Below are 21,856 nucleotides of genomic sequence, written 5' to 3' on the forward strand. Positions count from 1 at the left end.
CACGCGCTGCGGTAGCGGCTGCCTTCAGTCAAGTCGGCGCAGCGGACTGTCAGGCAGGTTGGACAGATAGTGGACTTCACGCCGCAGCAAGGTGGCGAACTGCGCCGCCACCGGCGTCATCGGCGAATCGGCGCGGTAGATCAGGCTGACGGTGTGGCTGGGCAGCTTGTCCTCGATCGGCAACGGCACCAGGCCATTGGCGGCCAGCCGGCCTGCCACCATCTGGCGCGGCAGCATGCACAGCAGGTGGCGGTCCTGCATCAGGTGCTCGATCATGCCGATGGTGTCGCAGCGCACTGCCACGCGCGGCAATGGCAGATCGCGTTCACGGAAGGCATCGAGGATGGCGGCGCCCGGGCCGTGCATGCGCTGGCCGGTCAGGATCCAGTCCGAGCCGATCAGTTCGCGCAGGCTGCGGGCGTTGCGCAGCGGATGCTCGCGGTGCGCCATCACGACCGAGTCGTTGTTGTAGAGCGGCTCGCAGGTGAATTCGCGCTCGATGCCCTCATCCGGGACCGGGCTGACTGCCATGTCCATCACGCCCGAGCGCAGTTCGTCCAGGTGGGTCGGGTAGCCCCAGCTGTCGATGCACACCAGCACGTCGGGGTGCTGGACGCGAAAGCGCTTGACCACCGCGGGCAGCAGCACATGCGCCGGGCCGCGGGTGGTGCCGACGCGCACCACGCCGTTGCGCGCGCCCAGCATCTGCGCCATTTCCTCGCTGGCCTTGCGGGCCTCGGTGGCGATCAGCCGCGCGCGCCGCAGGAAGGCATCGCCGTAGCGCGACAGCACCACGCCGCGGGTGGTGCGGGTCAGCAGCGGCACATGCAGCTCCTCTTCCAGCTGGCGGATGCTCTTGGTCAGTGCCGGTGCCGACACGTCGCGCGCACGGGCCCCGGCGCGGATGCTGCCGTGCTCGGCCACGGCGATGAAGTCCTGGACTTGGCTCAGACGCATGGATTTGGCTCCACTCAAACGACGCACTGGGCGCACAGCATAGCGGCATTCCGGCGGGTTCGGGATAACCCCAGGGTGCTAACCATTGGTTTGCACCGAGGCAGTTTTAGCATCTGCCGTGATGCGCCGTGCCAACGCATGATCGCTCCACATCGTCGCAAACCGCCGGCCGCGCCGGCATCTTCGAGGAGTGGCATCGCATGACGAACCGGCAAGACCTGCCGCTGGCAGGCATACGCGTGGCGGAGTTCGGGCAGTTCATCGCGGCGCCGGGCGCGGCCATGATGCTGGCCGACCTGGGCGCCGACGTGGTCAAGGTGGAGGCCTTGCGCGGCGACAGCGCGCGGCGCTTTGACGGCACCAGCCCGCAGAGCCCGATGTACCTGGCCTACAACCGCGGCAAGCGCGGCATAGCGCTGGACCTGCGCACGCCCGGCGGGCTGGACGCCGCACGGCGGCTGGCGCTGGCCAGCGACGTGGTGCTGCACAACACCCGCGCCGGCGTGATGGAAGCGCTGGGGCTGGACGCCGCCACGCTGCGCGCGGCGCGTCCCGACCTGATCCATGCCTCCATCAGCGGCTTCGGCACGCGTGGGCCGTCGCGCACGCGCCCCGGGCTGGATATTGCCGCGCAGGCCGAGAGCGGCATGATGTCCGTCACCGGCGAGGCCGGCGGGCAGCCGCTGAAGGCCGGTTTTGCGCTGATCGACGCGGCCACCGCGCTGGCGACCGGCAACGCCATCCTGGCGGCGCTGTTCCGGCGCGAGCGCACCGGCGCCGGCGAGACCATCGAGACCTCGCTGCTGTCGGTCGGCGTGCAGATGCAGGCCCAGCTGTGGGCCGAGTACCAGTGCTCCGGCGCGCTGCCGGTGCGCAGCGGCAACAGCCAGCCCAAGGCCGCGCCGGCCGCGGATGTGATCGCGGTGGCGGACGGGCATATCGTGCTGTCGGCCTATCTCGACGAGCACTGGACGCGCCTGTGCGAGGCCATCGGCCAGCCGGCGCTGGCGCACGATCCGCGCTTTGCCTGCAACGCGCTGCGCGTGCAGAACCGCCCGGCGCTGCTGGCCATCCTGCACGACGCCATGCGCCACCTCAGCGGCGACGCCGCGCGCACGCTGCTGGAGCGCCACCAGGTGGTGGTGGGCGTGGTGCGCGACTACCACCAGGTCAACGCGAGCCCCGACGTGCGCGCCAGTGGCGTGCTGCAAGCCGTTGACGACGGCGAGGGCGGCCAGCTGGAGCTGCCGGGACTGCCCTTCACCATGGCCAGCATGCCGGCAGGCGCGATGCCCGCGGTGCCGCGCCTCGGCCAGCATACGACCGAGGTGCTGGCCGAGCTCGGCTTCAGCGCCGCGGAGATTCACACCATGGCCCGCGCCGGCGCGATCGGCGTGGAACAAGCCCGGCAGGAGCCCGCATGAACACCCCCCAATCCCCTGTACTGCTGCAGCGCCATGCCGGCTGGGCCGAGGTGGTGCTGAACCGCCCGGCCCGCCGCAATGCCGTCGACATGTCGCTGGCACGCGCGCTGGGCGACGCCATCGAGACCCTGGCCGCCGACGACAGCGTGCGCGCCGTGCTGCTGCGCGGCGCCGACGGCGCCTTCTGTTCCGGCCTGGACCTGCAGGCACTGCAGGCGGAGCGCGGCGGGCTGGCCGCGTTTGCGCCGCTCTGGGAGCGCGTCCACCTGGGCCTGCTGCAAAGCAGCAAGGCATGGATCGTGGCGCTGGAGCGCCATGCCATCAACGGCGGCGCGGCGCTGGCGCTGGCCGGCGACCTGCTGGTGTGCGGCGCCGGGGCCTTCCTGCAGATCGGCGAGATCCGCCTGGGCATGGCCGCGCCGCGCAATGCCGACTGGCTGGCGCTGCGCCATTCCGAGGCCGTGGCCGCGCGCCTGTGCCTGCTTGGCGACCGCGTGCCCGCGCCGGAGCTGCTGCGCCTGGGCATTGCCACCGAACTGGTCGAAGACGCCGAGGTGCTGGACCGCGCGCGCGGCCTGGCCGCCACCATCGGGGGTTTTCCGGCTGATGGCGTGGCTGCGATCAAGGGCGGCATGCGCGCCGCGACGAGGCGCATGGCATCTGCTGCGCGCGACAAGAATTCCTGAGGACCGATATTTCCATGACAGATTCCATCACCACCGACGACGACGCGTCGCTGCAGGACTTCCGCCGCGAGGTGCGCGAGTTCGTCGCCCGGTCGCTGCCCCATGCCGTGCGCGAGAAAGTCCGCCTCGGACTGGAACTCAGCAAGCCAGAGCTGGTCGACTGGCAGCGCCGGCTGGCCGAACGCGGCTGGCTGGCGCCGCACTGGCCGGCTGAATGGCAGGGCTGCAACTGGAGCGCCGAGCGCCGCGCCGCATTCCAGGAAGAACTGGTGCTGGCGCACGCGCCCGAGAGCGGCGGCATCACCTTCGAGATGATCGGCCCGATCCTGATCCGCTACGGCACGCCGGCGCAGCAGCAGTACTTCCTGCCGCGCATCCTGAACCAGGAGCACTGGTGGTGCCAGGGCTATTCCGAACCGAACTCCGGCTCCGACCTGGCTTCGCTGAAGACGCGTGCGGTGCGCAAGACGCGGCCCGACGGCACCGAGGTCTACGTGGTCAGCGGCAGCAAGATCTGGACCTCCTACGCGCAGTACGCGGACTGGGTCTTCTGCCTGGTGCGCACCGATACCGAGGCGCGCGCGCAGCGGGGCATCAGCTTCCTGCTGATCGACATGCGCAGCCCCGGCGTCAGCGTGCGGCCGCTGGTGGGCATCCATGGCTGGCACCTGTTCAACCAGGTGTTCTTCGACGAGGTGGAAGTGCCGGTGCAGAACCTCGTCGGCGAGGAGAACGCCGGCTGGACCATCGCCAAGTCCCTGCTCGAGCATGAGCGGCTGAACCTGGCGCGCGTGGCGGAGAACCGCCGCCGCCTGGCCAAGGTGCGCGCCATCGGCAACGAGCTGGAGGAGGGCGGCCAGCCGCTGTCGCAGCGCCCGTGGTTTGCACGCCGGATGCGCGCGCTGGAGGTGCGGCTCGAAGCGCTGGCTGCAACCGTGCTGCGCTTTCGCAAGCGGGCGCGCGCCGGCGAAACGCTGGGGCCGGAGACCGGCATGCTCAAGCTGCTGGGCAGCCGGCTGATCCAGGACATCGAGAACCTGGCGGTCGATGCGCTGGGGCCGGACACGCTGGCCTATGACCGCGCCGCGCACTTCGAGCCCGCCGTGCCGCAAGCGGGACAGTCGGCGTACGCCGCGGCGGCATCGGCGCGCCGCTTCGTCACCCGCGGCTACTCCATTGCCGGCGGCTCCAGCGAGATCCAGCACGAACTGCTGGCCAAGCAGGTGCTGGGCCTGTAGTGGCTCCAATCGTGCCCGCAACCCAGGACAAGGAACTGAACACATGAGCGATCCAACGGACGATCGCCGCATGCTGCAGGAAAGCGTGCGGCGCTATGTCGAACGCGGCTACGGCTTCGAGCAGCGCCGCGCGGCGCTGGCCGAGCCCGATGGCTTCTCGCGCAAGCACTGGCAGGCGTTTGCCGAAATGGGCTGGCTGGCCGTGGGGCTGCCCGAAGCCTGCGGCGGCCTGGGCGATGCCGCGGACCAGGCCCTGCTGGCCGAGGAACTGGGCCGCGCCCAGCCTGCCGAGCCCTGGCTGGCCAATGCCGCGCTGTGCGCGCCGCTGCTGGCCGCCTGCGGCGATCCCGCCCACGCCGCGATCGCGGCGGCGATGGCCGAGGGTGGCGCGATGCTGGCGCTGGCCGCATGGGAAACGCAGGGACGCTATGACGCCTTCGATATCAGCACCACCGCGCAACAGCATGAGCCGGGGCAATGGACGCTGGACGGCCGCAAGACCCTGGTGCTGGGCGGCGGCAGCGCCGCGGTGCTGCTGGTGCTGGCGCGTAGCGGCGGCCAGCGCCGCGACCGCGACGGCCTGACACTGTTCGCGGTGCCGGCCGACATGCGCGGCATCAGCGTCGATGCGCTGCCGACCTACGACGGCCGCCAGACCGCCAGCGTGACGCTGCGCCGCGCGACCGTGCCGGACAGCGCGCGCATCGGCCCGGTGGACGGCGCCTGGCCGCTGGTGGAAGCCGCCATCGACCAGGCCACGGTGATGGCCTGCGCCGAAGCCGTGGGCACCATGTCGCGCGCGTTCGACCTGACCCGCGACTACCTGGTGACGCGCGAGCAGTTCGGCCGCGCGCTGACGGCCAACCAGGTGATCCGGCACCGGCTGGTGGACCTCTATGTCAGCGTCGAGCAGGCACGCGCCATCACCGAGCTGGCGGCCAACGCCCTGCATGGCGATGCGGTGGCGCGCATGCGCGCGGTATCCCATGCCAAGGCCTTTGTCTCGGATGCCGGGCGCGCGCTCGGCGAAGACGTGGTGCAGCTGCACGGTGCGGTGGGCATGACCGACGAGATGGAAATCGGCCACTGCTACAAGCGCCTGGCAGCCCACGCCAACCTGTTCGGCGATGCCGACTGGCACTACGAACGGCTGGCGGCACTCGATCACGCGGCGCAGGCGCAAGCCTGAGCCGGTTCAGCCAGGGCGCCCGGGCCGCTGCCCGGTGCGCCCACCCATGACACGCCGGCAACGCACCGGCATGCGCGGCCAATGCGCCGCAACGGAGACAGCAATATGAGCAGCCAGCACACTGGCGCCCGCAGGGCTTGTGCCACGCGCACAGCAGCCCTGGCCGCGGCGCTGGCCCTGGCGGGCGCCGCCAGCGCGCACGCCGAGGCCCCGTACCCCAGCAAGCCCATCCGCATGGTGCTGCCCTCGGGCGCGGGCACCGTCACCGACCAGACGGCACGGCTGGTGGCCGAGCGCCTGACCGCCGCGCTCAGGCAGCCGGTGGTGGTCGACAACCGCCCCGGCGCCAACGGCATCATCGCCAACGAGACCGTGGCGCGCGCCGCGCCCGACGGCTACACGTTGCTGTTCACCTATGCCGCGACCATGACGGTGAACCCGTGGACCACGCCGTCGCTGCCCTATGACCCGATCAAGGACTTCACCCCCATCGCACGCCCCAGCCAGCCCGGCGGCAACCTGCTCGCGGTCAGCGCCAATGTGCCGGTGCACAGCCTGCAGGAGCTGATTGCCTACGCCAGGTCCAGCAAGACGGAACTGGCGTACTGCTCTTGGGGCGTGGGCTCGGGCGGCCACCTGGCCATGGAATACCTGAAGGCCAAGACCGGCATCCACCTGCGCCATATCCCCTACAAGACCGCCACCCAGTGCAGCAACGACCTGGCCGCGGGCCACGTCACCGTCGGCATCACCGACGCCATCTCGTCGGTCCCGCACCTGAAGTCCGGCCGCATACGGGGCATTGCGATCTCCGGACCGGAGCGCCTGCTGACGGCTCCGGACGTGCCGACCATGTCGCAGCAGGGCGTGCCCTTCCAGCAAGCCAGCTGGGTCGCGATCTTCGGCCCCAGGGGCCTGCCCGCGCCGATCGTCAACCGGCTCAACGCCGAGGTGAATCGCATCCTGCAGACACCGGGCGACCGCGAGAAATTCACTGCCATGAACCTGCAGCCGGCCGCGCCGTCGAGCCCGGCCGACCTGGGCAAGCTGGTCAGCGCCGACCTGGCCGCGTGGGGCGAGGTGGTGAAGGTGGCGGGGCTGCAGGCGAAGTAAGGCTGGACCACAACAACAACGGGAGACAGGCAGCGTGAAGGTAAGACAGTGGATGGTGATGGGTGCGGCGCTGGCCGCGGGCAATGCCGTGGCGGGCACGATGCAGTTGTTCGGGGTGGTCGATGCATCGATCGAATACGCCAGGGGCTCGGAAAGCGTGGTGCGCATGCGCGAAGGCCAGCAGGCCGCGTCGCGCTGGGGCATCCGCGGCATCGAGGACCTGGGCGGCGGGCTCAAGGCCAACTTCCTGGTCGAGTCGGGCTTCAATATCGACAACGGCACCGAGTTCTTCGGCAACAACCGGCTGTTCGGGCGGCAGGCCTATCTGGGCCTGTCGGGCAACTGGGGCGAGTTCCGGCTGGGGCGGCAGTACACGCCGTCGTTCTATGCGCTGCTGCGGCTGGATCCGTTCCTGCTCAATGGCGCGGTGTCGCCGTTCAACCTGCTGAGCGCGACCGCATCACAGGGCACCGGGCACGTGGCCTACGGCGCCCGCTTCGACAACGCGGTGCAGTATTTCTCGCCCAAGTGGGGCGGCTTTTCCTTCGGCGCAGCGGTGGCGCCGGGCGAGGTGCCGGGGTCGGCGCGCTCAGGGCTGAACTTCGGCATGAATGCGACCTACGAGGCCGGCAACGTCTACGCGTTCTACTCCTACCAGGGGATGTATTCGGGCGCCAACGTGCCGGTGGAACCGACGCTGACTTCCAACCATTTCGTCGGCGGCTCCTATCGCTTCAAGCCGGTGGAAATCGGCCTGCTGTACAGCGCCGCCAGCAGCGACCGGCCCGAGACCCGCTCGGCACGCCACTACGGCGTGACCTTCAGCTGGAACGTGACGCAGCGCGACACCTTCAAGGCCGCCGCACTCAAGCGCCAGATCCTGGGCGGCGGCCAGCGGCCGCTGGCGGTGACGCTGGGGTGGGACCATGACCTGAGCAAGCGCACCACCGCCTATGTGCGGGCGGTGCTGGTGCATAACAGCCCTGGCGGCAGCGTGAGCAACAACAGCATCGTGATCGATCCGGGTAGCGGGGATGATGCGAAGTCGGTGAGCGTGGGGTTGCGGCATCGGTTCTGAAACGGACTGCTGCCCGTTCATGCGGCGCTGAGGCCAAGCGGCTGAGGCTACGGAGACCCGGGGCGGGCTGCCACCTGTCCCGTGGCGCTCCCCGCAAACTGGGGGAGGGCGCCAATCTCTAGAACGCATCCCGGGCTGTCGCTCGTGTCGGGTCATTTTCCTTTGTGCTTACTCTTCGCGCTTCACAAGGCGAACGAAATCGCACGGAACGACCCTATAGATCATGGCGATACGAGATTGATATAGGACATCCCTTAATTTCTATTGGAATTCTCATTCAATCGAAAACAATGGCGATATCTGAATAATCCACCTTCCTTCCTCAACGCATAACGGCTACCGTACGCGACGAACGCATCTTCTTGACGGTCATGCAAATGACGCGAGAAGCAAAGCACCGGAACACTGGTGCTTCTGCGGCAAGAGAAAGTTCAACGCTACGGAGTGCTGCACTTGGATAACCGACCGCCGTTCCTTTCCTCCCGCACCGTCACCGTGTCTGGTCCGGCGTTGCCGGAACTCTTCGGACAGTCCCCCTTTACCTTCGTACGCCTGGATGGCAAGGAAGGCGTCTGCGGCCTGTTCGAATACGACATCGAACTGAAGACGCCGGACAAGGCCTACAACTTCCACGGCCCGGAAGGCAACTTCGACTTGCGCGAGATGAACGGGCGCGAGCTGACCGTTCGCATCGAACTGGATGGCATGGGCACCGGGATGGCAGGCGGCGTGGGTGCCGGCACGCGTGAGATCAGCGGCATAGTGGACCGCGCCCGCTACCTGCGCGCCGAAGGGCGGCACTTTGTCTACGGACTGACCCTGCGTCCCTGGCTGTGGATCGCCTCCCAGAACCGGAACAGCCGCGTCTTCGAGAACCGCACCGACATCGAGATCATCGAAGAGGTCCTGTCTGCATACTCCTTTCCGGTTGAGCGCAGGCTCGACGTGGCGAAATACCCCAGGCGGGTCTACCGCACCCAGTGCGACGAGAGCGACTACACCTTCATCGCCCGCCTCATGCAGCACTGGGGCATATCGTGGTTCTTCGAACATTCTGACGGCAAGCACCGCCTGGTTCTGGTCGATCACGTCGGTGGCTATTTCAGCATGCCGAGCGAGGCGTACCAGGTGCTGGAAATCCATCCGCCTGGCGTCAGGGTCGACCAGGAACACCTCGATGCGTTCTCGGTTGTCGATGCCGTGGTCGCAGGCAAGTACACGACCAATGCCTACAGCTTCACCCAGCCGCGCGGCAACCTGAGCGCCAGCAGTTCGGACCCGCGGGACACGGGCCTGAACACTGGCGCGCTGCACCAGGAGGTGTACGACTTCCCCAGCGAGCATGCCCAGCCGGCCACGGACAACCGCCCGTGGGACGAAGGCGACATGATCGCCCGCATCCGCATGGAGGAAATCCGTTCGCGTGGCCTGCGCTGCTTTGGCACCGGCAACCTGCGCGCGGTGGTGCCAGGCTGCACCATGAATGTGAAGGGACACCCCCAGCAGGCGGCCAACCGCGAGTACGTGGTGCTTGGCGCCAACCTCAGGCTGGAAGACGTGGCCGAGGCCTCCGGCGAGGGCCAGCGCTGGCATTGCCGCGTCGAGTTCGAGTGCCACCCCACCCATGAGGTCTTCCGTCCGGCGCTGAGCATCCCGTGGCCGGTGGTCGCTGGGCCGCAAAGCGCGACCGTGGTCGGGCCGGAAGACAGCCATGTCGTGTGGCCGGATCAGTATGGGCGCGTCCGCGTCCAGTTTCCGTGGGACCGCTTCAACAAGATGTCCTGCTGGGTGCGCGTGGCCACGCCGTGGGCGGGCTCACAGTACGGCCAGATCAGCATCCCGCGTATCGGCAGCGAAGTTCTGGTGATGTTCCTGGACGGCGGCGATCCGGACAAGCCCATTGTGATGGGGGCGGTGCCGAACAGCCTCAACATGCCGCCATGGCAGCTGCCGGACCAGCTCGCTCTCACCGGCATTCGCAGCCGCGAGCACGATGGTGGTCGTAGTAACCACCTGGTGCTGGACGACACCAAGGGAAAAATCCAGGCGCAGCTCGCATCGGACCACCTGCAGTCGCAGATCAGCATGGGGTACATCACCGGCATTCCTGACGTGCAGGGACGCCGCGACAAGCGTGGTGAGGGGCTGGAGGCGCGCACCGATGGACATGCCGCGCTACGCGCGGCGTTGGGCATGCTGCTAACCACCTACCCCCGATCCCGCGCACGCGACGCGTGTCTGGTACGCCTATTCGCATGTGGCCTGGACCAAGGCCCAACTGAACGACAACAAGCACAAAGTCGATGTGCGCAGGGCTCATATGCAATGCCTCGACGTGGCCGCCTGGATGGGCAACCAGAACCAGCCACACGCCGGCCGCGCGACGGAAATCAACAAGCGCGTGGCATCGTTCGCCATGACGCCCGAAGCGCAGCAACAAGCATTCCGGCATCTGAGCGCCACACCACCCGGAACCATTAACCTGGGCGAGATTGCTCCGATTGGCCCCATAAGCGGTTCGATGCTTGCGGATCGGATGGAGATCGTGTCCCCCGGCAAGGCGATGATGCTGGCGTTCAATGATCCGCTCGCAATCACTGAAGACCTGGGCATCCTGACCAATCCCAAGCTGCACGCTAAGGCAAACAACGGCGTCATCTGGGACAAGGCAACAGATCTGTTCCTGGATACGCTCGAAAAGAACATCCGGGCCAACGCCGAGGCGCAGCACACGAAAGAGGCGGAGGCCGCGGCGGCCGAGGCTGAGCGCATGAAGACCACGCCGGATGGATTTCCGGCTTACGAACTCATGTCGGTTCTGTTTAATGGAAAAGCGACGGCCGAGCGATGGAAGCGCGAAGATGCGGAGCGTGAAGCCACGCGACTTGCCCGCAAGAAAGCCGCCAGTGACGCCGCCTGGAAACCCTACGAAGACGAACTCACGCCAGGCAAGCGCCACCAGGACCTGAGTCCCAGACTGAAGGCCCTCAACGAGGACGTGCTGGCACCCATTGCGACCTCGCTCGCACAGTGGCTCATGAGTCCTCAGCTTGCTTCCTACATGCAATACCGGCATGACAAGATGGACCTGCCGCACGGCTATGTCTACAACGAATCCCTGACGCGCTGCCTGGAGAACGCGCTCGACACCGTGGAATGCCGTCGGGTCATCCAGCGTTGGTTCAACGAGGCGAATCCGGAGAACCACAGCAATCTGCTTGCGCGCGCCCTGTTGCTGGACCACAAGCCCATCATCGACACGGTGCCGGACCCGACCGACCAGGGCTATGCTGCCATCTTCGGCATCCTGAAGAGCGGTCTCGACAAGATGGACTCCATGGCAAAGGGCCTCACTCTTCCCGAAGCCCTAGCGAAGATGGGCCTGGTACCGCGCCTGACCTGGATACTGGCCGACCAGATCATCCCGACCCTTGCAAACAGCTTCAGTTCGGCATCGGCCAGGCTCGCCTTGTACGGGATGAGCCTGCTAGGCGGCGTGCGCCTGATCGCCCCGACGGCCAGCGTCATGCAAATCCGCGCGGTCGTGCTGAACGATCTCTCCACAGTGAATCCGGAGTTGTACAAGCAACTGGACCGCACCCGACGGCGCGAGGACGCCGTGGCACTCGGACGCGCGGCCAAGCGCATGGCTCAAACCGCCAGATTGGTGTGGTTCAAGACAGAGGACCTGGAGCGCATTCCGGAACTGAGCGCCCTCAAGCTGCGTACCGCCAATGACGTGCCTGGGGTGCGGCAAGTCAAGGCGGTCCTGGGTTCACGCTTCGTGAATGTCGGGGCGGTCGCCTGCATCCTGCAGGGACTGGCACTCTATCACGCCACGCAATCGTTCCGCGCAGCGGGCGAGTTCGACGAACCCGAAAGAGGAATCAAGCTGGTCGGCGGCCTGGTGTCCATGGCCGGGACCCTTGCCGAGCAGACTGGCGTCGTGCTGGAGAAGGCGCCGACGCACGTAATTGTCCGGCGCATCATGCGCTCGCCGCCGAAGGCGGAATGGCTGGAAATGGGCAAGAAGCTGGCTGTCAGAGGGCGTTGGATTGGTTTTGCCGGGGCTGCAGTTGGGGTGGGATGGGATGCGTACCATGCCTACGATGAAGGCATGAGGGGAAACCGGACAGTCTCAATACTATATTTTGGCTCTGCGATGTCCGGAGGCGCAGCAGCCGTCCTCCCGCTGGCGACTGAAGAATTCCTGGCCTTCCTCGTTGGGGTGCCTAGCTGGCCGTTCCTAGTCGTGTTGCTCGCGGTGAACATCGGCATCCTGATACTAGACGACCCGGCGACGCTCAAGTGGGCCAAGCGTTGCCGTTTCAGCAAGGGACCCGCCAGCGAACGCTACACCAGCCTGGAGACCGAGTCGTTCGAGTTCGTGCAACTGGGCCTCAAGGACGTCAAATAGGACTCTTCGATGAAATTCCCGACCAAGGATGAACGCACGCCTTTCTACTTCCGCCAACAGGGCAAACCGCTGGGCAAGTGGGAGCAAGAACACCGGCTCCATGTCGGCCAGCCTGCCAGCGAGCATGTGCTGGAGAGCGGCAATGTCTACCGCATTGATTCGACCTGCCTGGAGATCACCGATGAGTCGCAGGCTCGGATGCAGAACGTTGGTCTGCTTTGGATTATCTGTTCAGCATTTGCGTCGTTTTCTCTCTTTTACGGATTATTGCTTGCAACTAGCCCATTCAGAGACTCTGAGGAAATGATGGCGAAGAACGGGTATTGGTTCGGTACGATCGTCGGCATATTACTTGGCTTTAGTTCTGCAGGCTTCTTCGGTCTGCTTGCCTTCGATCCGATGCGTCGCAACATGTTCACGCTGAAGCGCCGCCCCATCCGCCTGAACCGGAAGACCCGTCGTATCTATGCCATTCGCACCAAGGACCCGGGCGGCATCTGGGAAGTGCCATGGAACCATGACGAATTCTTCTGTGTGGGCCATCGGCGCATGGGCGGATTTTCACGCGCCTATGACATGTACGACATCCGCCATTACCAGCTCGACGCGAGTGGCAACGTCGTCCGCGCATTCGTGCTCGGCCAGTTCGTCTTCACCCTGGAAGAAGCCTACGCGCAGTGGGAATACTACCGCCGCTACATGCAGGACGGGCCGGCTGGGCTGCCCGAGCCATATCGCTTCTGGGCGCCGCGGGAAACGTTCTGGGAAGGCTACAAGATCTGCAGAGGGGGTAAATTCTCCGGAGCGTTCTTCACCTTGACCGACGTCATCTTTGCACCGTTCGCACTGCTGGATGCGATCGCCCGCTGGCTCGTGCTCGTCACGTGCAGTGATCCCGTGTGGCCGCCGGAGATCGAGGCGGCGTGCAAGCCCATGCCCAATGACCCGTACGCGCGCCCGTACGCCGACGACTACATCGGCGTGCCGAGCGGCCCGGATGCCAGGCCCTCCCGCGAGGATCTGGCGCGAATGCTCGACCAGCAGCAGGAGCGACGCAAGCGTGGCGCGCTGACCCGCGCGGAAGCGGAAGCCCTGCTTCGAAGCACTACGGAACAGACCACATGACCGCCACTTCGCCGCTACCAGCGCCTCACGTTATCTTGATAGAGCAACCTTCCAAGGTACCGGGCAAGCGCGGAATGGAAGGATTCTGGGGCATGCGCTACGGGAACAAGACGGTCCTGACTGCCTACCTGTCGCCGATCGACCTGCTGTTGGACTCAATGCGGGGCAGCGCCCCCAATCAAGCCTTCAAGTTTCCATCCCTTGACCGGCTGCCCGCAGCCCGCGTGAAGCAAACCTTCCCGACCGGCGTGGAGTTGGACATTGCCTGCGGCTTTCTCGCCCGCGACGGACAGCTCCTGCTCAGCCCAAGCGGCAAGTGGCGGCGCAACGTCTTGGTGCATGACGTGCGCGCGCCATTGCGGATGGGAATTCTTATGCCTGAATACACCACCGATGGCCGACGCGAGATCAGCCGTCTCTTTGAGGGCGCAGGTCTCTTTGCCTGGCAGGACACACTGCAGTCGCTAGCCAGGATCTGGAAGGGCGACCGCATGAAGCACGCAATAGACAGCGCGCTGGCAACCGCAAGTACGGTAGTGCATTCGGCTGGCCAGGTCGTGAACCAGATCGCCGTATTCGATCCGGAGGCGGAACAATGGCATTTTGTCCCTTGCCAGACGATGGACGATGTGCCGGAGAACAATCACCCACATGGAGGCGGCGACAGCGCCACGGTAGGCTGACGTTGATTCGGAGCGTCTCGGCCAGACGACACGTTGTTCAATTCAGCCTTTCCTTGAGGCCATGTAATTTGAGACCCTCACCTCACCATGCAGACCGGCGAAATATCAAGGAAGTCGCGCCGGCACGGTATCCCGTGCCGGCGCCATTCACTTGCCGCAGCCCTACTTCAACTGCTGCGCAAACTCATCCAGCTGCGTAATGCAGATGCCCCAGCCTTCATAGAACCCCAGCTCCTCATGCTGCTTGCGCGTGGCCTCGTCCGGATGCATCACGCGCGCAATGTAGCGGGTGCCGTCACCCTCGTCGGCCATGGTGATGACCGCGGTCATCGACAGCCACGGCTTGTTGGGCCGGTACCCGGCCACCAGGGCCGAGGTGGAGACGATCTTCTCCATCGGCACGATCTCGAGGAAGCATCCCGGGTTGTCGCTGACGCCGCCGTCCGGGCCTTTCATGAGGGTATGGAAGGCGCCGCCGGGGCGCATGTCGAAGGCCAGGACCTCGGTGGTCCAGGGTTTGGGGCACCACCATTCCTTGAGCAGCTTGGGATCGCTCCATGCACGCCAGACCTTGGCACGCGGGGCCTTGAGCAGGCGCGAGATGACCAGGTCCTGGCTTTCAGGGCTGGCGGCGTTTTCATTCGGCATCTGACTGTTCCTCCTGATGAAGGGCTTCGACAAGAGCGGCCAGGCGGTCGGTACGGGCCTCCCACATGGCGCGCTGGTCGGCCAGCCATTGCTGCGCGTCTGACAGCGGTTGCGGTACCAGTTCGCAAGTGCGCACGCGCCCCGTCTTGCGCGAGCGGATCAGGCCGCTGCGCTCCAGCACCTGCAGGTGCTTCATGAACGAGGGCAGTGCCATCGTGAACGGTGCCGCCAGCGCCGAGACCGTTTCCGGCCCGCGGCCGAGCACGCTGACGATGGCGCGGCGGGTCGGGTCCGCCAGCGCGTAGAACACGTCGGAAAGCGGGGAAATATCGACAGCCTGGGACACGTCAGCAAACTCGGCACAATGGTTAGCCATGGGGCTAAGTATAGGGAAGCAAGCGGAAACTGCAAGCGCGAAATGCAAGACGCCCCGGCATCAGCCGGGGCGTCTTGTGATCGGGGAAGCGGGGCGCAGGCTATTGCTGCCGCACGTACGCCGCCAGCGCCTTGACCTCATCCGCCTTCAAGCCGGCAAACGGCGGCATCGGCACCGATCCCCATTTGCCGCTGCTGCCGCCGCGGATGCTGGCTTCCAGCTTGGCCTGTGCCTGCGCATCGCCCTTGTAGCGGGTGGCGACTTCGTGATAAGCCGGGCCGACCACCTTCTGCGTCACGCTGTGGCAGCTCAGGCAGGCGTTCCTGGCCAGCAGGCCCTGCACGTCCACCGCGGCGGCGGCAGGCGCCGAGGCGGCCGCGGGTGTGGCCGGCGCGGGCTTGCCCGCCTTCTGCGCGATCGCCACGATCTCCGGGTCCTTGATCCTGGCGGAGCCGTAGGCCACCGCGAGGTAGGCGCCGAGCTGCTCGACCTCGCCATCGTCGATCGGCGCACCATAGGCCTGCTGCATTTTCTTCATCTCGGCGGTCCACTGCGTCAGGCTCAGGCCGGGCGGCTGGTAGGAGACGTAGTCGGCCGAATGGCAGATCGCGCATTTCTGCATGGCGATGCCGTAGCCGGGCAGCTTGGCGGGTTTGAGCTTGACGTTCTCCGCCGGCAGCTTGATGTCCTGGGGGGCCGCGGACGCGCTGCCCGCGCCCAGCAGGGCGAGCGCGAGCAGCACTGGGGTGATGGATCGATGCATGGTGCGCTCCTCAGGCGATGGTGACCGGCGTGGATTCAATGACGTTGCGGCGATAGCCGGCCGGGTTCCAGTTGGCCTTGGCGGGCTGCACCTCGCCCTGGACGCTGGTGGCGCGCACCATCAGCACCGCCGGGCCCTTGCGCGCGAACTTCACCGGCAGTTGCCAGGCGCGGAACGAGAAGCGCCCCAGGTCCTGGCCCAGCGTCGCGGCCTGCCAGCTCTGCCCGCCGTCCACCGAGACCTCGACGCCGCGGATGCCGGAGCCGCCATCGAAGGCAATGCCTTTCAGCTCCACCGTGCGCCCGGCGGGCAGCACGCCGCCGGCGCCCACGCTGGTGATGAAGCTGCGTACCGCCAGCGTCGAGATCGGTCGCGTCTTGCTGGCGGGGGTGCCCGGCGCCACGCATTGGCAGTCGTTATCCGGTACGCGATAGCCCTTGGTCATGAAGAACGCATCATGGCCTTCGAACGGGTGGTCCAGCACCTCGATCTCGGACAGGTGTTTGATCCAGTAGGTGCCGAAGTAGCCCGGCACCACCAGCTTGACGGGGTAGCCGTTGAGCAGCGGCAGGTCTTCGCCGTTCATGCCCCAGGCCAGCATCGGCTCGCCGTTCATGGCATGGGCGATATCGAGCGACTTGCGGAAGTCCGGCGTGCTCGGCAACACCGGCGTATCCATCCCGTTGAACGTGACCACCTTGGCGCCGGCCTTGACGCCCGCGTGCTCCAGCACCTTGCGCAGCGGCACGCCGGTCCAGCGCGCATTGCCCATTGCGCCGTTGGCAAGTTGGGCACCGAACACGCGCGGCTCGGAGAAGCCGCGGCTGTTGCCTGAACACTGGTTCACGGCGACGATGTCCACCGGATCGGCCAGCCGCTTCAGTTCATCGAGCGACAGCTTCAGCGGCTTGTTGACGTGGCCGCCGACCGTCAGGCGGAAGGTGGCAAGGTCTACAGACAGCGGAATGTTGGCCAGGTGGTAGCGCACGAAGAAGGCGTCGTTGGCGGTGATCGGCCCCTCGTTGAACGCGGAGAAGGGCGTCTCAAGGTGTGGCGGCCGGGTGCTGACGCGCACCAGCGGGCGCTTGCCCGGATAGCGCACCAGCGGGCGGGGGCCGTCGGCCAGCGTGACGCCGTCGCTGATGCGCGCGGCCAGTGCGCCGAGCGGGGTGGCGCCGAGGGCGAGCAGGCCCGCGCCCTGGACGATGCGGCGCCGGGCCGGCAGCGGCTGGGCGGGGTCGGCAGATTCCGCCGGACTGTTCTTGTCTCGCATGGGGCGTCTCCTTCAGGGGCTTGTTGTGTCTCGCAAGGCGCTATGGCGGGTACTTTGAGGCCGCGGCATCAACTTGTGAAACGTGTTTTGCTGCTAGCACTTATCGATTGAATCGATATAGGGGAAGACCACGGGCGTTCCGCCGAGAAACCGCTTGCATCGCGAATTCCATTTCCCTACACTTACCAAAACGTTTTTGTTTGCGGAAATCGATAATATCTGAGGCGAATTGCGCACAGACGCAGCAAGTGGCTTGCGAGCCACCGGCACAAACGCTCACACACCAAACGAGGAGCAAAGCATGTCCCACCCCGCCCCCGCGCCGGTGGATGAACGGCTGCCATGGCGGCGCCTGTTTGTCTTCGGGCTTCAACACGTACTGGTCATGGCCGCGTCGCCGATCGCGTCCGTCTTCCTGATGAGCAAGGCGCTGAACTTCCCGCCCGCGCTGGCGGTGCAGCTGCTGAGCGCCACCTTTGTGATCTGCGGCCTCGGCACGCTGTTGCAGTCGCTGGGCAAGCGCGGCATCGGTGCCCGGCTGCCGTTCGTGATGCTGCCCGGCGGCGCCCCGATCGTGCTGTTTATCCTGATCGCGCAGCAGACCGACGTGCAGACCGCTGCCGGCGCGGTGATCCTGACCGGCGTGTTCTACTTCTGCGTGCTGCCGGTGTTCCGGCGCTGTCTGCGCTATTTCCCGCCGGTGGTGGTGGGGACGATGCTGCTGCTGGTGGCGATCAACCTGGCGCAGGTATCCGGCAAGCTGGTTGCCGGCCACCCGGCCGCGGGCAGCACGGTGGACCCGCTCAACCTGCTGCTGGCGTTCGCCACCATTGCCTGCACCGTGGCGGCATCGCGCCTGCTGTCGGGCATGCTGGCGCAGCTGGCGATCCTGCTGGGGCTGCTGGGCGGTGCGCTGGTGGCCGGGCTGGCCGGCGCGTTCCAGCCTGGCCATGTGTCGATGTCGCCCGTGTTCGCGTTGCCCACGCCGTTCCCGTTCGGGTGGCCGCATTTCGATGTGGTGGCGGCAATCCCGCTGATGGTGTTCGCCGTGATCTCGATGGTGGAGGCCACCGGCCAGACGCTGGCGATCAGCGATGCCGTGGGCCGGCCGGTTGACCAGCAGCGCGACGTGCCGCGCACCATCCGCGCCGATGCGCTGACTTCGCTGCTGGGCGGGATGTTCGGCACCTCGCTGATCATCACCAGCGGCGAGAACATCGGCATCGTGCGTGCCACCGGCGTGCGCTCGCGCTTCGTCACGGCGATGTCGGGCGCGATCCTGGTGGTGTTCGGGCTGCTGGTGCCGGTGTCGTCGCTGATCAGCGCGATTCCCGAGGCCGTGGTCGGCGGTACCGGGCTGGTGGTGTTCTGCATCGTCGGCACCATGGGCATCGACATGCTGCGCAAGGTGGACCTGCGCGACCACGCCAATATGTACGTGGTGGCCGTGGCGCTGGCCGTGGGCCTGCTGCCGATCCTGGTGCCCGGCATCTATGGCGGCCTGCCGGCCAATGTGCGCATCCTGGTGGGCAATGGCGTGGCCATGGGGGCCATTACCGCGGCGCTGCTCAACTTCCTGTTTTTCCATACGGGCCTGCGAGCCGCGGCAGCGGGCGCGGTTGCCCGCGACGATGCCGCCGCCACGCATTGACCCGGCTTCCTGAATTGCAATGACTGATCGTTCTGACTCGACGCCGGCCTGGCCCGGCGATACCAACCCGGCCCTGGTGCCGGACAGCTTCAGGCAGCCGCGCATCCTGCTGCCGGAATGGACCTTGCTGCGCCAGGGCACGGTACGCGGCCACGCGGTGGTGGTGGAGGGCGGCCGCTTCACGGCAGTGGGCACGGCCGCGGAAGTCGCCGCGCGCTTCCCCGAGCTGGAAACCCTGCCGCTGCCGCGCATGCTGCTGATGCCCGGCATGATCGACACGCACCACCACCTGACGCAGTCGTTCGGCAAGTCGCTGGTGTTCGGCGAACCATCGGAGATCTTCCGGCGCGTGTGGGTGCCGCTGGAAGGCAGCCTGAAGGCGGAGCACCTGTACCTGTCGTCCAAGCTGGCGGCGCTGGAAGCGCTGCGCGGCGGCTTCACCACCGTGGTCGATGCCGGCACGCGCAGCGACGCCGGGCTGGATGCGGTCGCGCGCGCGGTCGCCGATGCCGGCGTGCGCTGCGTGCTGGGCCTGATCTGCAACGACAAGCCCGGCGCCGAAACGCTCGACGCCGCGCCGATCCTGCGCCGCGCCGCCGCCCACTTGGACAAGTACGCCAGCGATCCGCTGGTGGCCCCGTCGCTGGCGATCTCGATTCCCGAGGTGGCCTCCGACGCGATGCTGCACCACGTCTACCAGTTGTGCGCCGAGTCCGGCCGCATCTTCCAGACCCATGCCAACGAGCACCTGGTGGCGGTGGAGCGCTCGCTCAACGCCTGCGGGCGCCGTCCGATCGAACATCTCGCCGCAGTCGGCGCACTGGGTCCGGCGGCACTGCTGGCGCATGCCACGCTGGTGACGCCGCAAGAGATCCGCTTGCTGGCCGACACCGGCAGCGCGGTGGCTTACAACCCCGTGGCCAGCGCCTGGAAGGGCAACGCCGTGGCACCGGCCGAGACCATGGCTACCTTCGGTGTGCGCCTGGGCCTGGGCACCGATGGCACCCGCAGCGACGGCTTCCGCCTGCTGGACTATGCCGAGGCCGCCCAGCGCTTCGCCTTCGGCATCGGCGTGGGCGATTCCTCCTGCGGCGCGGGCTGGCGCTGGGTCGACATGGCCACGCACGACGCGGCCGATGTGGCGGGTCTCGGTGCGCTCACCGGCGAGATCGCCGCGGGCAAGCGCGCCGACTTCCTGCTGGTCGACCTGGACGTGCCTGAGCTGACGCCGTCCTGGGACCTGACCTGGGAACTGGTGCGCCTGGCCAACCGCGACCAGATCCGCGCGGTCTTTGTCGATGGCAGCCTGCGCCTGTGGCAGGGCTGGCCCACGGACTGGGACGCACGCGCGCTGATGCGGGCGATCCACGCCATGGCCGAGGACACCGTCGCCAACGCCCCGATCCGCAAGCTGCATGAAGCCGCGGACGTGCACCGAGTCCGCCATGCCGGCACGGAGGCATCCTGACCATGGACATGACGTTGTTCAGCGTCGGCGTGGCGGTCTTTACCGGCGCGCTGGTCCAGGGTGCGACCGGCATGGGCTTCGCGCTGATCGTGGTGCCGGTGCTGGCGCTGGCCGCGCCGGCAATGCTGCCCGGCGCGCTGCTGCTGGCGATGCTGCCGCTCAACGCCTATGTGGCCTGGCGCGAACGCCATGCCATCGATATGCGCGGGGCCGGCTGGATCAGCGCCGGGCGGCTGGCCGGCACCTTCGGCGGGCTGTGGGTGCTGGTGGCGATGCCGATGGCATGGCTCAACGCGCTGGTCGGCGGCAGCACCATTGCCGCAGCGGTGGTGTCATTGCTGGCGCCGGCCTTTACGCCGGGGCGGCTGACCTTTGCCTCGACCGGCCTGATCACCGGCGTGACCGAGACCGCAACCGGTGTCGGCGGCCCGCCGCTGGCGCTGGCCTACCAGCATGCGCCGGTCGCGACGCTGCGCGCCACCGTGGCGCTGTGCTTCCTGGTCGGTGAAGCGATCTCGCTGGTGGTGCTGGCGCTGAGCGACCGGCTCGGCATGGAGCAGGTGCTCTATGCCATCGGGCTGCTGCCGGTGCTGATGGTCGGCATGGTGGCCAGCCACCTGGTGCACAAGCGCATCAACCAGCGCATGCTGCGCATCGGCGTGCTGGTGTTTGCGCTGGTTTCCGGTGCGGTGGTGCTGCTGCGCGGTTAGTGTCCTAGACGCCTGGCGTGGACGATGCCCGCACCACCAGTTCGGGCGCGGGCCCGGTGATCACGTCGCGGCTGCGGTCGCCGGACAGGTGTGCGAACAGCAGCTCCACGGCCAGCGATGCCACGCGCTCCAGGTGCAGGTTGACCGCGGTGATCGGCGGCTGCGCGCTGCGGGCGCGGATGCCGTCATAGCGCGTCACCACCAGCACATCGTCGGGCACGTGCTTGCCCAGCGCTTGCAGGTGGGCCATGGCGCCCACCGCAAACGCATCCACCGGCGCGCACAGCGCATCGAGCGCCGGCATCTGCGCCAGCAATTGCGCGCAGGCGTCGGCGCCCGCGGCTTCGCCGTGTTCCTCGGCTGCCTTGACGATATGGCAGGGCAGGCCCATTGCCTGCGTGAACTCGCGGTAAGCGCGTTCGGTTTCCACATACGACTGGCGCGGCGCCGCGCCGATCATCAGGCCGATATGCCGGCGCCCGTGCCCGTGCAAGTGCGCCAGCAGCAGCCGGGCGGTGTCGGCCGATTGCAGGTCGACGCAAGGCACCGGCGTGTCGGTCAGCGGCTCGCGTCCGATCGACACGATGCTGACGCCGCGCTCGCGCAGCCGCGCGATATGTGGGTCGCCCGCAATCGGCTCGATCACGATCGCGCCGTCGATATCCAATGTATCGAGCAGGCCCCCCGCGCCTTCCAGCGGTGGCACCAGCACCACGCCCAGGCCGCGCCCCATTGCCGCCTCGGCGGCAATCGCCGCCACTTCCATCATGAAGCCGAGCCGCGATGTGCCGCCCGCCACCGCGAATGGCATCGACGACAACAGCGCGATGCAGTTGGCGCGGCCCGACTGCAGCCGCTGCGCGCGCACGCTGGGACGGTAGCCCAGCTCGGCGGCAACGCGCTTGACGCGCGCACGCGTGGCCGGGTCCAGCACGCCACGGTCGTTCAGCGCGTGCGACACCGTGGTCAGCGACACGCCGGCGGCGCGGGCGACGTCATGGATGGTGATGCGGCGAGGGCGGTCTGGCGTGGATTCGGTCATGCGGGACACGGGCGA

Annotated in this window: 18 protein-coding genes and 1 pseudogene; 13 read left to right on the forward strand and 6 right to left on the reverse strand. The window is 67.2% G+C overall.

Translation table 11 applies throughout. The features are described 5' to 3' along the window. Window positions 1-24 precede the first annotated feature (24 nt). Window positions 25-957, reverse strand: coding sequence for a LysR family transcriptional regulator (locus I6H87_RS23005; protein WP_010813374.1), 933 nt, complete (start codon window positions 955-957; stop codon window positions 25-27). A 200-nt stretch (window positions 958-1,157) separates the two neighbouring features. Between I6H87_RS23005 and I6H87_RS23010 the strand changes: the two genes are divergently transcribed. The 10 genes and pseudogenes from I6H87_RS23010 (at window position 1,158) to I6H87_RS23055 (ending at window position 13,910) form a co-directional block, all read left to right on the forward strand. Beyond that, window positions 1,158-2,381, forward strand: coding sequence for a CaiB/BaiF CoA transferase family protein (locus tag I6H87_RS23010; protein ID WP_011616839.1), 1,224 nt, complete (start codon window positions 1,158-1,160; stop codon window positions 2,379-2,381). After that, complete coding sequence (locus tag I6H87_RS23015; protein WP_011616840.1) at window positions 2,378-3,067, forward strand: enoyl-CoA hydratase/isomerase family protein; 690 nt, start codon at window positions 2,378-2,380, stop codon at window positions 3,065-3,067. Before I6H87_RS23010 ends, I6H87_RS23015 begins: the two co-directional genes overlap by 4 nt. 14 nt (window positions 3,068-3,081) lie before the next feature. Continuing rightward, window positions 3,082-4,305: an acyl-CoA dehydrogenase family protein gene (locus tag I6H87_RS23020; RefSeq protein ID WP_011616841.1), complete on the forward strand. Its 1,224-nt coding sequence runs from the start codon at window positions 3,082-3,084 to the stop codon at window positions 4,303-4,305. 43 nt (window positions 4,306-4,348) lie between these two features. After that, window positions 4,349-5,494 carry an acyl-CoA dehydrogenase family protein gene (locus tag I6H87_RS23025; RefSeq protein WP_062804662.1) on the forward strand — a complete coding sequence of 382 codons (1,146 nt, stop codon included), beginning with the start codon at window positions 4,349-4,351 and terminating at the stop codon, window positions 5,492-5,494. A gap of 105 nt (window positions 5,495-5,599) precedes the next feature. Continuing rightward, a complete protein-coding gene (locus I6H87_RS23030) occupies window positions 5,600-6,607 on the forward strand; it encodes a Bug family tripartite tricarboxylate transporter substrate binding protein (protein WP_011616843.1) in 1,008 nt (335 codons plus the stop codon). A 52-nt stretch (window positions 6,608-6,659) separates the two neighbouring features. Continuing rightward, window positions 6,660-7,685: a porin gene (locus tag I6H87_RS23035; protein WP_010813380.1), complete on the forward strand. Its 1,026-nt coding sequence runs from the start codon at window positions 6,660-6,662 to the stop codon at window positions 7,683-7,685. Between the two features lie 495 nt (window positions 7,686-8,180). Continuing rightward, window positions 8,181-9,857 (forward strand): annotated as a pseudogene (locus I6H87_RS23040) (type VI secretion system Vgr family protein); the annotation flags it as partial. An 85-nt stretch (window positions 9,858-9,942) separates the two neighbouring features. Then, on the forward strand, window positions 9,943-12,102 hold the full coding sequence (locus I6H87_RS34825) for a T6SS effector BTH_I2691 family protein (protein ID WP_276507980.1): 2,160 nt from the start codon (window positions 9,943-9,945) through the stop codon (window positions 12,100-12,102). Between the two features lie 9 nt (window positions 12,103-12,111). Further along, window positions 12,112-13,227: a DUF6708 domain-containing protein gene (locus I6H87_RS23050; protein ID WP_011616846.1), complete on the forward strand. Its 1,116-nt coding sequence runs from the start codon at window positions 12,112-12,114 to the stop codon at window positions 13,225-13,227. Further along, window positions 13,224-13,910, forward strand: coding sequence for a hypothetical protein (locus I6H87_RS23055; protein WP_011616847.1), 687 nt, complete (start codon window positions 13,224-13,226; stop codon window positions 13,908-13,910). The genes I6H87_RS23050 and I6H87_RS23055 overlap by 4 nt, the downstream gene beginning before the upstream one ends. A gap of 162 nt (window positions 13,911-14,072) precedes the next feature. On the opposite strand, the gene I6H87_RS23060 is transcribed toward I6H87_RS23055, so the two are convergent. The 4 genes from I6H87_RS23060 to sorA form a co-directional block, all read right to left on the reverse strand. Further along, window positions 14,073-14,558 carry an SRPBCC family protein gene (locus tag I6H87_RS23060; RefSeq protein ID WP_010813386.1) on the reverse strand — a complete coding sequence of 162 codons (486 nt, stop codon included), beginning with the start codon at window positions 14,556-14,558 and terminating at the stop codon, window positions 14,073-14,075. Continuing rightward, the gene (locus tag I6H87_RS23065; RefSeq protein ID WP_051398556.1) at window positions 14,548-14,934 is read right to left on the reverse strand and encodes an ArsR/SmtB family transcription factor; all 387 of its coding nucleotides are present in this window, start codon (window positions 14,932-14,934) and stop codon (window positions 14,548-14,550) included. Before I6H87_RS23065 ends, I6H87_RS23060 begins: the two co-directional genes overlap by 11 nt. A 100-nt stretch (window positions 14,935-15,034) precedes the next feature. Then, window positions 15,035-15,697 (reverse strand): SorB family sulfite dehydrogenase c-type cytochrome subunit, encoded by a 663-nt coding sequence (sorB, locus tag I6H87_RS23070; RefSeq protein ID WP_010813388.1) that lies wholly within the window; start codon window positions 15,695-15,697, stop codon window positions 15,035-15,037. A 10-nt stretch (window positions 15,698-15,707) separates the two neighbouring features. After that, window positions 15,708-16,970 (reverse strand): SorA family sulfite dehydrogenase catalytic subunit, encoded by a 1,263-nt coding sequence (gene sorA / locus I6H87_RS23075; protein ID WP_010813389.1) that lies wholly within the window; start codon window positions 16,968-16,970, stop codon window positions 15,708-15,710. A gap of 301 nt (window positions 16,971-17,271) precedes the next feature. On the opposite strand from sorA, the gene I6H87_RS23080 reads away from it, so the two are divergent. Genes I6H87_RS23080 through I6H87_RS23090 form a run of 3 tightly spaced genes read left to right on the forward strand, consistent with a single transcriptional unit; the run spans window position 17,272 to window position 20,799 of the window. Beyond that, a complete protein-coding gene (locus I6H87_RS23080) occupies window positions 17,272-18,621 on the forward strand; it encodes a uracil-xanthine permease family protein (protein ID WP_010813390.1) in 1,350 nt (449 codons plus the stop codon). Between the two features lie 19 nt (window positions 18,622-18,640). Further along, window positions 18,641-20,089, forward strand: coding sequence for an amidohydrolase family protein (locus I6H87_RS23085; protein WP_062804587.1), 1,449 nt, complete (start codon window positions 18,641-18,643; stop codon window positions 20,087-20,089). A 2-nt stretch (window positions 20,090-20,091) separates the two neighbouring features. Continuing rightward, window positions 20,092-20,799: a sulfite exporter TauE/SafE family protein gene (locus I6H87_RS23090; RefSeq protein WP_010813392.1), complete on the forward strand. Its 708-nt coding sequence runs from the start codon at window positions 20,092-20,094 to the stop codon at window positions 20,797-20,799. A gap of 4 nt (window positions 20,800-20,803) precedes the next feature. Here I6H87_RS23090 and I6H87_RS23095 read toward each other — a convergent pair whose 3' ends face one another. After that, window positions 20,804-21,841, reverse strand: coding sequence for a LacI family DNA-binding transcriptional regulator (locus tag I6H87_RS23095; protein ID WP_041688032.1), 1,038 nt, complete (start codon window positions 21,839-21,841; stop codon window positions 20,804-20,806). Between the last annotated feature and the right edge of the window lie 15 nt (window positions 21,842-21,856).

Origin of the sequence: Cupriavidus necator (genome assembly GCF_016127575.1) — a bacterium.
In the GTDB taxonomy this organism is placed as follows: Bacteria; Pseudomonadota; Gammaproteobacteria; order Burkholderiales; family Burkholderiaceae; genus Cupriavidus; species Cupriavidus necator_D.

Bases quoted from the DNA above. Each gene is read 5' to 3' on its own strand.
- I6H87_RS23005 (WP_010813374.1), bottom strand. From the start codon at position 957: ATGCGTCTGAGCCAAGTCCAGGACTTCATCGCCGTGGCCGAGCACGGC.
- I6H87_RS23010 (WP_011616839.1), top strand. From the start codon at position 1,158: ATGACGAACCGGCAAGACCTGCCGCTGGCAGGCATACGCGTGGCGGAG.
- I6H87_RS23015 (WP_011616840.1), top strand. From the start codon at position 2,378: ATGAACACCCCCCAATCCCCTGTACTGCTGCAGCGCCATGCCGGCTGG.
- I6H87_RS23020 (WP_011616841.1), top strand. From the start codon at position 3,082: ATGACAGATTCCATCACCACCGACGACGACGCGTCGCTGCAGGACTTC.
- I6H87_RS23025 (WP_062804662.1), top strand. From the start codon at position 4,349: ATGAGCGATCCAACGGACGATCGCCGCATGCTGCAGGAAAGCGTGCGG.
- I6H87_RS23030 (WP_011616843.1), top strand. From the start codon at position 5,600: ATGAGCAGCCAGCACACTGGCGCCCGCAGGGCTTGTGCCACGCGCACA.
- I6H87_RS23035 (WP_010813380.1), top strand. From the start codon at position 6,660: ATGGTGATGGGTGCGGCGCTGGCCGCGGGCAATGCCGTGGCGGGCACG.
- I6H87_RS23050 (WP_011616846.1), top strand. From the start codon at position 12,112: ATGAAATTCCCGACCAAGGATGAACGCACGCCTTTCTACTTCCGCCAA.
- I6H87_RS23055 (WP_011616847.1), top strand. From the start codon at position 13,224: ATGACCGCCACTTCGCCGCTACCAGCGCCTCACGTTATCTTGATAGAG.
- I6H87_RS23060 (WP_010813386.1), bottom strand. From the start codon at position 14,558: ATGCCGAATGAAAACGCCGCCAGCCCTGAAAGCCAGGACCTGGTCATC.
- I6H87_RS23065 (WP_051398556.1), bottom strand. From the start codon at position 14,934: ATGGCTAACCATTGTGCCGAGTTTGCTGACGTGTCCCAGGCTGTCGAT.
- sorB (WP_010813388.1), bottom strand. From the start codon at position 15,697: ATGCATCGATCCATCACCCCAGTGCTGCTCGCGCTCGCCCTGCTGGGC.
- sorA (WP_010813389.1), bottom strand. From the start codon at position 16,970: ATGCGAGACAAGAACAGTCCGGCGGAATCTGCCGACCCCGCCCAGCCG.
- I6H87_RS23080 (WP_010813390.1), top strand. From the start codon at position 17,272: ATGTCCCACCCCGCCCCCGCGCCGGTGGATGAACGGCTGCCATGGCGG.
- I6H87_RS23085 (WP_062804587.1), top strand. From the start codon at position 18,641: ATGACTGATCGTTCTGACTCGACGCCGGCCTGGCCCGGCGATACCAAC.
- I6H87_RS23090 (WP_010813392.1), top strand. From the start codon at position 20,092: ATGGACATGACGTTGTTCAGCGTCGGCGTGGCGGTCTTTACCGGCGCG.
- I6H87_RS23095 (WP_041688032.1), bottom strand. From the start codon at position 21,841: ATGACCGAATCCACGCCAGACCGCCCTCGCCGCATCACCATCCATGAC.